The sequence below is a fragment of the Corynebacterium pollutisoli genome, from assembly GCF_900177745.1.
GTDB classification, from domain to species: domain Bacteria; phylum Actinomycetota; class Actinomycetes; order Mycobacteriales; family Mycobacteriaceae; genus Corynebacterium; species Corynebacterium pollutisoli.
The window spans coordinates 174,732-187,241 of the sequence record NZ_FXAR01000005.1; the positions used below are offsets into that span (position 1 = coordinate 174,732).

The 12,510-nt window shown below is 71.2% G+C and carries 11 protein-coding genes; 6 read left to right on the forward strand and 5 right to left on the reverse strand.

Going from position 1 to position 12,510, the window contains the following annotated elements; genetic code table 11:
* Nucleotide 1: 1 nt before the first annotated feature.
* Both prfA and rho read right to left on the reverse strand, forming a co-directional pair.
* Nucleotides 2-1,075, reverse strand: coding sequence for a peptide chain release factor 1 (gene prfA, locus B9Y70_RS08395; protein WP_085549813.1), 1,074 nt, complete (start codon nucleotides 1,073-1,075; stop codon nucleotides 2-4).
* Nucleotides 1,075-3,090, reverse strand: coding sequence for a transcription termination factor Rho (rho, locus tag B9Y70_RS08400; protein WP_085549814.1), 2,016 nt, complete (start codon nucleotides 3,088-3,090; stop codon nucleotides 1,075-1,077). The genes prfA and rho overlap by 1 nt, the downstream gene beginning before the upstream one ends.
* Before the next feature lie 361 nt (nucleotides 3,091-3,451).
* Here rho and B9Y70_RS08405 point away from each other — a divergent pair, with 361 nt between their 5' ends.
* The 5 genes from B9Y70_RS08405 to mobA are packed head-to-tail and all read left to right on the forward strand — an operon-like array spanning nucleotide 3,452 to nucleotide 8,561.
* Nucleotides 3,452-5,191 carry a long-chain fatty-acid--CoA ligase gene (locus B9Y70_RS08405; RefSeq protein ID WP_085549815.1) on the forward strand — a complete coding sequence of 580 codons (1,740 nt, stop codon included), beginning with the start codon at nucleotides 3,452-3,454 and terminating at the stop codon, nucleotides 5,189-5,191.
* Nucleotides 5,192-5,249: 58 nt separating this feature from the next.
* Complete coding sequence (gene moaA, locus B9Y70_RS08410) at nucleotides 5,250-6,317, forward strand: GTP 3',8-cyclase MoaA (RefSeq protein ID WP_085549816.1); 1,068 nt, start codon at nucleotides 5,250-5,252, stop codon at nucleotides 6,315-6,317.
* Nucleotide 6,318: 1 nt separating this feature from the next.
* Nucleotides 6,319-7,539, forward strand: a complete 1,221-nt coding sequence (locus B9Y70_RS08415; RefSeq protein ID WP_085549817.1) for a molybdopterin molybdotransferase MoeA — start codon at nucleotides 6,319-6,321, stop codon at nucleotides 7,537-7,539.
* A gap of 6 nt (nucleotides 7,540-7,545) precedes the next feature.
* Entirely contained in the window at nucleotides 7,546-8,010 is a 465-nt protein-coding gene (gene moaC, locus B9Y70_RS08420; protein WP_085549818.1) for a cyclic pyranopterin monophosphate synthase MoaC, read from the forward strand.
* Nucleotides 7,959-8,561: a molybdenum cofactor guanylyltransferase gene (gene mobA / locus B9Y70_RS08425; RefSeq protein WP_240309181.1), complete on the forward strand. Its 603-nt coding sequence runs from the start codon at nucleotides 7,959-7,961 to the stop codon at nucleotides 8,559-8,561. Before moaC ends, mobA begins: the two co-directional genes overlap by 52 nt.
* A 1-nt stretch (nucleotide 8,562) precedes the next feature.
* Here the strand turns inward: mobA and B9Y70_RS08430 are convergent, their stop codons facing one another.
* Genes B9Y70_RS08430 through B9Y70_RS08440 form a run of 3 tightly spaced genes read right to left on the reverse strand, consistent with a single transcriptional unit; the run spans nucleotide 8,563 to nucleotide 12,175 of the window.
* Nucleotides 8,563-9,894 (reverse strand): multicopper oxidase domain-containing protein, encoded by a 1,332-nt coding sequence (locus B9Y70_RS08430; protein ID WP_085549819.1) that lies wholly within the window; start codon nucleotides 9,892-9,894, stop codon nucleotides 8,563-8,565.
* Nucleotides 9,891-11,081, reverse strand: a complete 1,191-nt coding sequence (locus B9Y70_RS08435) for a hypothetical protein (RefSeq protein WP_085549820.1) — start codon at nucleotides 11,079-11,081, stop codon at nucleotides 9,891-9,893. The genes B9Y70_RS08430 and B9Y70_RS08435 overlap by 4 nt, the downstream gene beginning before the upstream one ends.
* Nucleotides 11,078-12,175 carry a hypothetical protein gene (locus tag B9Y70_RS08440; RefSeq protein WP_240309182.1) on the reverse strand — a complete coding sequence of 366 codons (1,098 nt, stop codon included), beginning with the start codon at nucleotides 12,173-12,175 and terminating at the stop codon, nucleotides 11,078-11,080. The genes B9Y70_RS08435 and B9Y70_RS08440 overlap by 4 nt, the downstream gene beginning before the upstream one ends.
* A 56-nt stretch (nucleotides 12,176-12,231) precedes the next feature.
* Between B9Y70_RS08440 and B9Y70_RS08445 the strand changes: the two genes are divergently transcribed.
* The gene (locus B9Y70_RS08445) at nucleotides 12,232-12,495 is read left to right on the forward strand and encodes a DUF2249 domain-containing protein (protein ID WP_085549822.1); all 264 of its coding nucleotides are present in this window, start codon (nucleotides 12,232-12,234) and stop codon (nucleotides 12,493-12,495) included.
* Nucleotides 12,496-12,510 lie beyond the last annotated feature (15 nt).

Genomic DNA, 12,510 nt, shown 5'->3' on the forward strand with positions numbered 1-12,510 from the left:
CCTATTCAGCCTCGAGACGCTCGGCGCGCTCGGCCGCCTTGAGGGCGGTGAACAGGTCGTCGAGGTTGCCGTCGAGGACGGAGTCGAGGTTGTTGGCCTTGAAACCGATGCGATGGTCGCTGATGCGGTTCTCCGGCCAGTTGTAGGTGCGGATGCGCTCGGAGCGGTCCATGGTGCGCACCTGGGCGGCACGCCCCTCGGCGGCCTCGGCGTCGGCCTTCTCGCGCTCCATCTGCTCGAGGCGGGCCTGCAGGACCTGCATGGCGCGCGCCTTGTTCTGGATCTGCGAGCGCTCCTTCTGACAGGTCACGATGAGACCGGTCGGCAGGTGCGTGATACGCACGGCGGAATCCGTCGTGTTGACGCCCTGGCCACCCTTACCGGAGGCGCGGTAGACGTCGACGCGGATGTCCTTGTCGTCGATGGTGATCTCGCCCGCGTCCTCGGTCTCCGGGAAGACCATGACACCGGCGGCGGAGGTCTGGATGCGGCCCTGCGACTCGGTCACGGGGATGCGCTGCACGCGGTGGACGCCACCCTCGAACTTGAACACACTCCACGCGCCGTCGCGGGAGGGCTTCTTCGCACGGATGGACAAGGTCATGTCCTTGACTCCGCCGAGGTCGGACTCGGACAGGCCGAGGACCTCCCAGGTGAAACCGTGCTTGTCGGCGTAGCGCTCGTACATGCGGGCCAGGTCGCCGGCGAACAGCGCGGCCTCCTCGCCACCGGCACCGGCCTTGATCTCGAGGATGACGTCGTCGCCGTCGTGCTCGTCACGGGGGGCGAGCAGATCGGCGAGCTCCTCCTCGAGCTCGACGGCCCGGGCCTCGAGGCGCTCGGCCTCGGCGGCGAACTCCTTGTCCTCGTGGGCCATCTCGCGGGCGTCCGCGAGGTCGGCGCGGGTGCTCACCAGCTCGGTGTTCACCTTGATGATCGGCTGCAGCTCCGCATAACGCTTCGACAGCTTGCGGAACAACGCCTGGTCACCGGCGGTCTCGGGGTCCGCCATCTGGGCCTCGATGCCCTGGTACTCGGAGACGACATCGTCGACCGCGGACACATGGGAACTCACTAGGAGTAGTCCTCCTCTTCCTTGTCGGCGGCCATCGGGGCGCTCGATGCGACCTGCATGAGGAACTCGCCGTTGCTCTTGGTCTTCTTCAGCTGCTTGATGAGCAGATCGATGGCCTGCTGCGGATCCAGTGCAGACAGGATACGACGCAGCTTGTGCATGATGCGGGCCTCCTCCGGGGCGAGCAGCAACTCGTCCTTACGGGTGCCCGACGGGTTGACGTCGACGGCCGGGAAGACGCGACGCTCGGAGATCTTGCGGTCCAGCTTGAGCTCCGCGTTACCGGTGCCCTTGAACTCCTCGAAGATGACGGTGTCACCGGCGGAACCGGTCTCCACCATCGCGGTGGCGATGATGGTCAGCGAACCACCGTTCTCGATGTTGCGGGCGGCACCCAGGAAACGCTTCGGCGGGTACAGCGCGTTGGAGTCGACACCGCCGGAGAGGATGCGTCCCGACGCCGGCGAGGAGTTGTTGTAGGCGCGACCCAGGCGGGTGATGGAGTCGAGCAGGACGACGACGTCCTTGCCCTGCTCCACCAGGCGCTTCGCACGCTCGATGGCCAGCTCCGCGACGGCGGTGTGCTCTGACGGCGGACGGTCGAAGGTGGAGGCGATGACCTCACCGTTGACCGACCGCTGCATGTCGGTGACCTCCTCCGGGCGCTCGTCCACGAGGACGACCATGAGGTGGCACTCCGGGTTGTTGGTGGAGATCGCGTTGGCGATGTTCTGCAGGATCGTCGTCTTACCGGCCTTCGGCGGGGACACGATGAGGGCACGCTGGCCCTTGCCGATCGGCATGATGAGGTCGATGACGCGGGTGGTCAGCACCTTCGCCTCGGTCTCCAGGCGCAGACGCTGGTTCGGGTACAGCGGGGTGAGCTTGGAGAACTCCGGACGGCTGCGGGCGTCCTCGACGCTGAGTCCGTTGACCGTGTCGACGCTGACCAGCTGGTTCGCCTTCTGGCGGTTGCGGCCCTGGCCGTGGGTCTGGGCGTTGCCTATCTTCACCTTGCCGGTGACGGCGTCGCCGGCGCGCAGGCCGGAACGACGGATGAGCTGGTTCTGCACGAACACGTCCGCCGGGCCGGCGTGGTAGCCGGTGGTGCGGACGAACGCGACGTTGTTGTCGACGATGTCGAGAATGCCGGCCACATCCTGCAGATCAGCGGAATCGTGCTGCTGCTCCTGCTGCTGACCGCCGTCGTGCTGGTCGCCCCCACGACCCCGACGGTTACGGCGGCTGCGACGACCACGACGGCCCTCACCGTCGTTGTTGTCCCGGTTGTCGCGGTTGTCACGGTTGTCACCGCGCTGGTTACGGTTGCCGCCGCGCTGGTTCTGATCCTGCTTCTGGTTCTGCTGGCCGCGCTGCTGATCCCGGTTGTCGCCGAAATCCTGCTGCTCGGAGGACTGCTCCTGCTGGTCCTGCTTGTCCTGGCCGGAGTCCGGCTGGCCCTGCTCCTGCTCACGCTGGTTGTGGCGGGCGCGGTTACGGCGGGCACGGCGGGCGGCGGAGCGGGACTCGTAGCGCGGCTCCTCGGAGCCGTCCTGCTGGTCCGACTTGTCCTGCGGCTCCTGCTTATCGGCGTTCGCTGCGGCCTCGGTGGCCTCGGTGGCCTCGGTGGGCGCGGTGGGCGCGGCGGGCTCGGCGGTCTCGGCGGGCTTGTCAGCCTGCTCGGGCTTGCCTTCCGGTGCCTCGTCGGTCGCCTGGGTGCGGCGGGTGGCGCGGCGTCGCTGCGGGCGCTCGTCCTGCTGCTCGTCCTTCTTCTCCTCGCGGGCGGGCTCGGCGGGAGCTTCCGCCTGCGCCGGCGCCTCGGCCACAACCTCAGCCGGAGCCTCGGCACGGGCGCGGGCGGGCACGGTGCCGGTCTGGATGGCGGTGATCAGGTCGCCCTTGCGCAGGCCGGAGACCCCCTTGAGGCCCTTCTCCGCGGCGATCTTGCGCAGCTCGGTGAGCTTCAGCGACGCGAGGTCGGAAGATGCTACGTGGGCGGTGTCCGTATCGGTCACGGATGTCCTTTCGTTGCTTCACCAGTCTCGTATGCGTCTTGAGTGGATGCGTCTGGCATCGGACTGGAAGCCTTCTGTGGAGTTGAGCGACTCGACATCCCCCGCACCGGGCCGTGGGAGACCGGGTGGATACGTCAGGAATGGAGCCGTACTACATGGTTGATCAGACCGTGGCCGGACCGTGTTGACCGCATTCCCCCGGGCGACAGCGCGGGGCGCCAGCCGGCAGTGGGGAAGGGTGGACGCGTGGTCCGGACGAACCAGGGCCTGCGTGAGCATTATCAGACCCCCGTCGATCTCCGGACAGTGTAGCGCATGCCGGTCCCACAGTCCTAGTGACCCGCCGGGCTAGAGTGAGTGCATGCTCTCCACCATGCAGAATGTGCCGCTGTCGATTTCGCGGATCCTGGAGTACGGCGCGACGGCCCACGCGTCGACGAAGGTGACCACGTGGCGCACCGATCATGCCGAGGAGACGACGTTCGAGGAGGTCCGCGCCCGGGCGGCGGCCTTCGCCAACGCGCTGCGCGACGACCTGGGAATCACCGGTGACCAGCGGGTGGGCTCGTTCATGCACAACTGCGCGGAGCATCTCGAGGTGCAGTTCGGTGTGTCGAGCATGGGGGCGGTGTTCGCGCCGCTCAACAAGCAGCTGATGACGGATCAGGTGCGGCACATCATCAACCACGCGCAGATCGAGATCATCGTGTGTGATCCGCGTCTCGCCGCCGCGCTGGGCAAGGCCCTCGACGGCTGCCGCACGGTCCGCGCCATCGTCTTCACGGGTCTGCAGCCGGTGGAGCCGCTGGCGGAGCACATCCCGGACCATCTCGCCGTCCACTCCTACGAGGCACTGCTCGACGGCCGGTCCACGGTCTTCGACTGGCCGGTCCTCGACGAGGACACCACCGCCGCGATCTGCTACTCGACGGGCACCTCGGGTGCCCCGAAGGGCGTGGCCTACTCGCACCGTTCCGTCTACCTGCAGGCTATGTCGCTGCGGGCCACGGACTCCCTGTCGGTCTCCCACGGCGAGTCCTTCCTGTGCTGTGTGCCGATCTACCACGTCCTGTCATGGGGCGTGCCCTACGCGGCGTTCATGTCCGGCACCCCCCTGGTGTTCCCGGACTCGGACGTCTCCGCCCCGACGCTGGCCCGCCTCATCGCCGCGGTGCACCCGCGCGTGGCGCACGGCGTGCCGACGGTGTGGATCCAGCTCATGGTCCACTACCTGCACAATCCCCCGGAGCGTATGTCGCTCACCGAGCTCTACGTCGGCGGTTCCCCGGCCCCGCCGATCCTCATCCAGCTGTGGGAGGAACGCTACGGCGTCGACGTCGTCCACGTGTGGGGCATGACGGAGACGTCCTCGGTGGGCACGGTCGCGCGGCCGCCGTCGGGTTCCTCCGGCGAGGCCCGCTGGGCGTACCGCGTCAGTCAGGGTCGTTTCTCCAACCTGCTGGAGTACCGGGTGGTCAACGACGGCCAGGTCGTCTCCTCCACCGACCGCAACCAGGGTGAGATCCAGGTGCGCGGCAACATCGTCACCGGCGAGTACTACCACTCGCCCACCGAGGACGGCGACGGCTCCGCCAGCCAGTTCCGCGGCCGCGAGGTCGACGACGCGGAGGAGCTGTTCACCGCGGACGGCTGGCTGCGCACCGGCGACGTCGGCTCCGTCACCGCCGACGGCTTCCTCACCGTCTCCGACCGCGCGCGCGACGTCATCCGTTCGGGCGGCGAGTGGATCTACTCCGCCATGCTGGAGAGCCTCATCATGAACGCCCCCGAGGTCGTCGAGTGTGCCGTCATCGGCTACCCGGACGAGAAGTGGGGCGAGCGTCCGCTGGCGGTCACCGTCCTCCACGAGGACATCGCCCAGACGAAGCAGACCGCCGAGGAGCTGCGCGACCAGCTGCGCTCCTCGCTGCCGGGCTGGATGCTGCCGGAGTACTGGACCTTCGTACGGGACATCGACAAGACCTCCGTCGGCAAGTTCGACAAGAAGGACCTGCGCAAGCACCTCGCGGACGGGGACTTCGAGATCGTCAAGCTCAAGGGTCCGGGCGAGAAGGACGTGCCCACCGCGGACGAACGGTAGATTTTCCACGGCCTTTCCGTTGCTAATACGGGTGGCCGATCACTACCATGGACACGTAATGGCCGAGAGACTGATTCTGCAGACCCCGCCGCGGCACGACACCCCCGCGGGGCGGCCACTCACGCTCACCGACCGCCACGGTCGCACGGCCCGCGATCTGCGCGTCAGCCTCACCGACCGCTGCAACCTTCGCTGCACCTACTGCATGCCCGCCGAGGGCCTCGACTGGATGCCCACGCAGGACACGCTCAGCGACGCCGAGGTCATCCGCCTCATCACCATCGCCGTCCGCGACCTGGGCATCCGCCAGGTCCGCTTCACCGGCGGCGAACCACTGCTGCGCCGCTCCCTGGCCGACATCATCGCCGCCACCACGCAGCTGCGTACCGACGAGGGCCGCGTCCCGGCCACCGCCTTGACCACCAACGGGCTGGGCCTGGACAAGCGTCTCCCGGAGCTGGTCGACGCCGGCCTCGCCCGCGTCAACATCTCCCTCGACTCCCTCGACCGGGAGCGCTACGCCCGCCTCACCCGCCGTGACCGGCTGCCGGATGTCCTGCGCGCCATCGACGCGGTGCTCGCCGCCGGGCTGCATCCCCTCAAGCTCAACACCGTCGTCATGCCGGGGGTCAACGAGGACGACATCCTCCCTCTGGCCCACTTCGCGCTGGACTCCGGAGCCCAGCTGCGCTTCATCGAGCAGATGCCGCTCGGCCCCCGCGAGGAGTGGAAGCGCGGCGACATGGTCACCGCCGACGACATCCTCGCCCGGCTGCGCACCGACTTCGAGCTCACCCCGGTTGAGGAACCGCGCGGCGCGGCACCGGCCGCACTGTGGACGGCACGGGGCGTCGACAAGCAGGGCACCATCGGCGTCATCGCCTCGGTGACCCGGCCCTTCTGCGGTGACTGCGACCGCACGCGCCTGACCACCGACGGCGCGATGCGCACGTGCCTGTTCTCGCGGACCGAGACCTCGCTGCGCGACCTCATGCGCGCCGGCGCCGACGACGCCGCCCTCGCCGCCGCCTGGGCCGGGGCCATGCGGGAGAAGAAGCCCGGCCACGGCATCGACGACCCGGGGTTCCTCCAGCCCGACCGCACCATGTCGGCCATCGGCGGCTGACGTGCGCACCATCCCCGAGCATCTCGCCGCGGTCCTCGCGACGGCCACTCCCCTGCCCCCGGTGCGTGTCGACGTCCGCGCCGCCCACGGCCTCACCCTCGCCGCGGACAGCCCGGCGCGCCTGCCGGTGCCGCCGTTCACCAACTCCGCGATGGACGGTTTCCTCGTGCACTCCGCCGACCTGGAGGGTGGTGCGCCGTGGACGCTGCCGGTCGTCGCCGACGTCCCCGCCGGGGCCGCCCCCGTCCCTCTCGAGCGCGGGTCAGCGCTGCGGGTCATGACAGGCGCGCCTGTCGCAGGCGACCCGGAGCTGCTGCGAGTCATCCCCGTGGAGGACACCGACATCGCACCGGGCCCGGGCGCGCTGCCGGCGGAGGTGACCATCCGTGATCTCCGCCCCGCGCGGACCCACATCCGCCGGGCCGGGGAGAACATCGCCGTCGGCGAGCCCGCACTGGCGGCCGGGACGGTGCTCGACGCCGGGGGCGTCGCGGCGGCCGTCTCGTGCAGGATCACGGAGGTGGAGGCCCATCCGCGGCCCCGGGTGGCGGTGATCTCCTCCGGCGACGAACTGCTCGAGCCCGGTGTCACGCCTGGCCCGGGGCAGCTGCCGGACTCCAACCGGGTGATGCTCGCCGCGCTCCTCGCTGAGCACGGCATCACACAGGTCACCGACGTCCACTGCGGCGACGGCCCGGGCGGGTTCCGGGAGCTTATCGACGCCCTCTCCGCGGACCACGACCTCGTGCTCACCACCGGCGGGGTCTCCGTCGGCGCCTTCGACGTCGTCCGCGAGGTGACCGAGCCCGCCGGCGTGTGGTTCGGCACCGTCGCCCAGCGCCCCGGCCAGCACCAGGGCGCGGGCACGTGGAACGGGGTGCCGCTCGTGTGTCTGCCGGGTAACCCCGTCGCCGCGTTCGTCTCCTTCCTCCTCTATGTCCCGCCGCTGCTGCAGACGCTGGCCGGGCGTACCCCGCAGCGCCCGCAGGTCACCGCGCTGCTCACCGGCGACGGCCTGCCCGCGCGTCCCGACCGGACCGTGCTCGCCCCGGTGCGCGTGACATACACCGAGGTCGGGGTCATGGCCACCCCCTTCGACCGACGTGTGGGGTCGCATCTGGTGGCCTCCCTCGCCGACACCCACGGCCTGGCCGTCGTCCCGCCGGGCGGCGAGCGGCTGGTGGCCGGCGACCCCGTCCGCGTCCTGCTCCGGCTAGGTTAGGAAGACATGAAGTTCACCCATCTCGACGACGCCGGTGCGGCGTACATGGTCGATGTCACCGAGAAGAATCCCACCGTGCGCACGGCCACCGCGCAGGGTGAGGTCGCCTGCTCCCCCGAGGTGCTCGCCGCCCTGCGCGACGGCACCGTGCCGAAGGGTGATGTGCTGGCGGTCGCCCGCATCGCCGGCATCTCCGCGGCGAAGAAGGTCCCGGACCTGCTGCCGCTCGCCCACACCATTGGCGTCCACGGCTGCGCGGTGGAGCTGGACATCCGCGAGGACCACGTCTTCATCGAGGCCACCGTGCGCACCGCCGACCGCACCGGCGTGGAGATGGAGGCCCTCACCGCCGTCACCGTCGCCGCGCTGTCGGTCGTCGACATGGTCAAGGGCGTGGACCGCTCCGCCGTCATCCGCTCGTGCATGATCACCGCCAAGTCGGGGGGTCGCTCCGGGGACTGGTCGCGCTGATCGAGACGATCCTCCTCGCCGGGGGCCGCGGGGAGCGCATGGGCGGGGTGGACAAGGCGAGCGTGCGGCTGAACGGCCGCCGCCTCATCGACCACCTTCTCCCCGCCCTGCCCGGGCCGGTCATCGTGGTCAGCCCCCATGACCTGCCGCTTCCCGACGCCGCGCGCCGCGTCACCGAGGACCCGCCCTACGGCGGTCCCGTCGCCGGCATCGCCGCCGCCGCGCCGCTCATCCGCTCGGACCTGGTGGCGGTCCTCTCGGTCGACGCGCCCGACTCCCCCGCCCTCCTGCCCGCACTTGTCGACGCCCTCACCGCCGCCCCCGACGCCGGCGTCGCCGTCACCCGCTCCGCCGACGGCTGGGTGCAGCCGTTGTGCGCGGTGTGGCGTCGGGACGCTCTCCTCGCGGCGTTGGCCACGCTGGAGTCGACCCGCGACATCGCCGCGAAACGGCTCCTGGCCGCCGCGACGGTCGTGGAGGTGCCCGGCGCGGGCCTGGACACCGACTACGACACCCTCGCCGAGCTCGCTCAGCGCGGCGAGGTCGGCTGACTCAGCCGACGACGATCTGCCCGCGCTGCCCCTTCTCGGCGTCGGTCATGACGTGGTTGACGAAGGTGTAGGTGCCCGGTTCGTCGAAGGTGACCTCGACGAACCCGCCCTGGGCCGGGAGCAGCGGCAGCACCTGGGCCCCGGTGTCGGTGGCGTCGCGGATGAGGTGGCGTCCCTCGCTGAAGACGGCGTCGAAGATCTCCCCGACGAGGTGGAAGCTCACCGGGTTGTCGGGGCCGACGTCGAGGACCCAGAAGCGGACGGTGTCGCCGACCGCGGCCCGCAGCGGTGCGTCGACGTACTGGTGCGGGTAGCCGTTGAAGGCGGTGTGGTCGTAGGGCCCGTCGCTGACGCGCGCGGCGTCCGCCCCGGTGTCCCGCTCCCCCAGCCACACCGCGGAGGCGACGAGCGAGTACTCGGCGTCGACGGGCGGCAGGTCCGGTGGGTCGATGATGACGGCCCCGAACATGCCGTTCGCGATGTGCAGGCTCATCGGCGCCGTGGCGCAGTGGTACATCCAGATTCCCGAGCGTCGGGCGACGAACTCGTAGACGAGGGACTCCCCCGGGTTGATGGTCCGCATCGGGGCGTCGGGACTGACCTCCCCGGCGTGGAAGTCGACGGAGTGCCCCATGGTGCCGTCGTTGTGCAGGGTGAGGCGGAAGGTGTCCCCGACCTTCCCCCGCAGGGTGGGTCCGGGGAGCTGCCCGTCGAAGAGCCACACCACCTGCTCGTGGCCGGGGGCGACCTCGCGGATCTCCTCGGTGACGCTCCACTCCAGCTCGTGGACGGTGCCCTCCGGGGCCGGCGGCAGCGCGGCGTCGTGGACCTCGGCGGTCGCCGGGGTCGCCGGGGCCGCCGTGTCAGCCGTGTCAGCCGCGCCGTGCTGGTGGGCGTCGACCACGACGACGGTGAGGATCATGCCCATCGCCTTGTGCCCGGCCACGGTGCACCACCCCTCGGTGTCGGTGCTGACCACCCCGGCGTCGAAGGTGAGGGAGTCGCCGGGGTCGACGAGCGCGGCCCGGCGGTCGTTGATCTGCAGGTCGTGACGCATGTCGTCGTCGTTGTGCAGCTCGATGATGAGGTGGGTGCCGGCGGGGACCTCGATGACGTCCGGGTGGTAGGCCATGTCCCGCATGCTCACCTCGACGGTGCGGGTGTCCCCGCCCGCCGCGACGGGGGTCTCCTCCGGGGCGGTCGTACCCAGGGTGAGGCCGAGGACGACGGCCGCGGCCAGGGCCAGGCCGACGAGGATCCACGAGGCCCAGCCGGCCGACGGCTGGGAGGGGGCCGACGCAGCCGGGGTGGAGGGGCCGAGGGGCAGGGTCATGAGGGGTCCTTCCGGTACTGGAGGGTGACGGCGAGCGCCAGCGCGAGGACGTGGCCGAGCAGGCCGAGCGCCAGCAGGATGATCCCGGCGGGCCCGGGGGCCACGAGGGTGAGCACGCCGCCGAGGTTGATGAGGACCCACCGGGCCGGCCCGCCGCGGTCGGCCCGCTCCCGGGCGGCGATGACCTTCCCCGGTCCGCCGCCGACGAGGATGGGCAGCAGGTGCAGGAGCACGGAGGTGACCAGCTGCAGCAGGCCCGCGCCGAGGAGGGCCGGGACGAGCAGGCGGATGCCCTCCCGCGGGTCGACCTCACGGGCCAGCAGGACGGCGTCGGTGGTCGCCAGCGCCACCATCCACACCGTGCCCGCGGCGACGCCGAGCCCGGCGGTGCGCCAGCGGGTGCCGGGCAGGACCCCGGCGAGGACCGGCTGCACGAGCATGACAGCGGCGGCGACGGTGACCAGGAGGGGGAGGGCGGCGGACGGGGCGTCGATAAGCAGGGCGCCCACGGCCAGGACGAGGCCCGCGGCGTGGACCACCAGGGCGCGGGTGCAGCGGGCCCGCGCGGTGGCGGAGATGCGCGCGCCGGTGAGGGTGGGCAGCAGGCTGATGATGGTGCCGAGCACCGTCAGCCACGTGAAGCCCCACACCGTGGCGCGGGAGTGGGCGGCGATGAGGTCGTCGTAGGAGCCGAGGCCGCGGCCCGCCGCCCAGGCGAGCCCGACAGCCAGGACGAGGAACGCGGCGGCCACCAGGTAGAACGGCACGGTCACCACGACGGAGCCGGCCAGGGACCGGCGCAGCCGCGACCACAGGGCCACCCCGTGCCACCCGAGTACGACCAGCACGAGGGCGGCGCCGAGATCGGCGGGCGCGGACCAGCCCGGTCCGGCGTCCCCGACGAGCAGCAGGAGGACGGCCCCCTGGAGGAGCGCCACGCGCCCGGCCACGGGGAGGTGGGAGGCGGCCGGGGTGCGGGTGAGGGCCTCGGTGAAGTGGGTGGAGTAGACGAGGACGGCGGTGGTCAGCGCGCCGAGGGTGAAGGGGTGGACGACGGCCCACCACGACGCCCCGGCGAGGAAGAACCCGAGGCCGGCGAGCATCCACGCGCCGATGACCACCGCGGCCGTGGTGTGCCAGCGGGCGCGGGAGCGTAGGGAGACGTCCGACAGTGCGAGGGTGCTCATCGGCGGGCCCTCCTCCGGGAGGCGCGCACGCTGAGAGTGACGCCGGTGAGAAGAAACGTCAGCACGGCGAGGACGTTGATGACGCCGCCGGCCTGCCACAGGGGGACGGCCTCCCGGGCGTCGCCGAGCAGGCGCAGCGCCAGCCCGCCGTGGAGGAGCGCCACGGGCACGTACATCACGGGGTGGTACGGCAACGGGCGGCGGATGACGGCGGTGAGGATGATCGGGGCGTGCGCGAAGATCATGGAGATGACGAAACCGAGGAAGACGGCGTGGACGGCGGCGTCGTAGAGGAATCCGGTGGTGGTCCGGGGGAACGCCACCCACAGCAGGCCCGCCAGCCCGAGCCACAGGTAGCCGGCCAGCATGCACACCGCGCTGAAGCGGGGCAGGCCCTGCGCGCGGACGAGGCGGCGGGCGACGTCGACGCGGGCGGTGACCACGGCGACGGCCACCAGCAGCAGGCCCATGAGGGGGTGGCCCACCTCGGGGGCCGCGACGAAGAGGATCCCGGCGGCCGCGAGCGCCAGCACGAGCCCGGTGATGAGCGGCTCGGGATTCCCGGCCGTCACGGGGATGCGGGCCAGCTCAAGTCGTTCGCCGATGATGGTGGCCACGACGAAGACGACGGCGGGCGGCATGGCGGCGGCGAACCCGCCGTCGCCGAAGCCCCACAGGAGGGTGGCGCTGACGGCGCCGATGACGCCGGCCGCCTGGGCGATGACCGCGGCGGTCGCCTGGCGCCGGTGGACGGTGGCGTACACGAGGCCGAGCAGCAGGAAGCTGCCGGTGAACAGCAGGGCGGGCACCGCCACGGGGAGTCCGGCGAGGAGGGTGACGACACCGAGGGCGCTGCACACCGGGCCCGCCCACGCCCACCGGGTGCGCACCGCGACGGTGCGTTCCAGGCCGATGGCCCCGCCGACGAAGCCGAAGATCATGAGCGGCCCGTGGTCGGCGGCCAGCGTCGCTGCGCGGGTGCCGCCGAGGTACCCGAGCAGGGCGAGCGCGGCGGTCAGGCCGGTGAGGACCGAGGCTCCGGCGAAGGCCAGGAACACGAATCGGTGCCACACCACCGGCTGATCTTTTTTCACGGACTTAATCGTACTAAATTGGGGAGGCAGACAGAACACCACCGAAAGGACCCGCCATGGAGATCAACCTCCCCCTCACCCCCGACGACTCCACCCCGGAACCCACCCTCATCGCCGCGGCCATCCCGCACGCCATCCGCCACGGCGCCATCCACGGCGCCCTGGGTACCCGCGCCGTCGGCGAATCCATGGTGCTCGTCGCCCCGCACAACCCGACCCCGCTGCTCACGGAGATCGAGCGCCGGGAGGAGGATTTCGACATCGAGTACCTCACCGAGGGCCCCGACACCTGGCGCCTCCGCTTCACCCGCACCGCCTGACCCTAGGATGGGCAG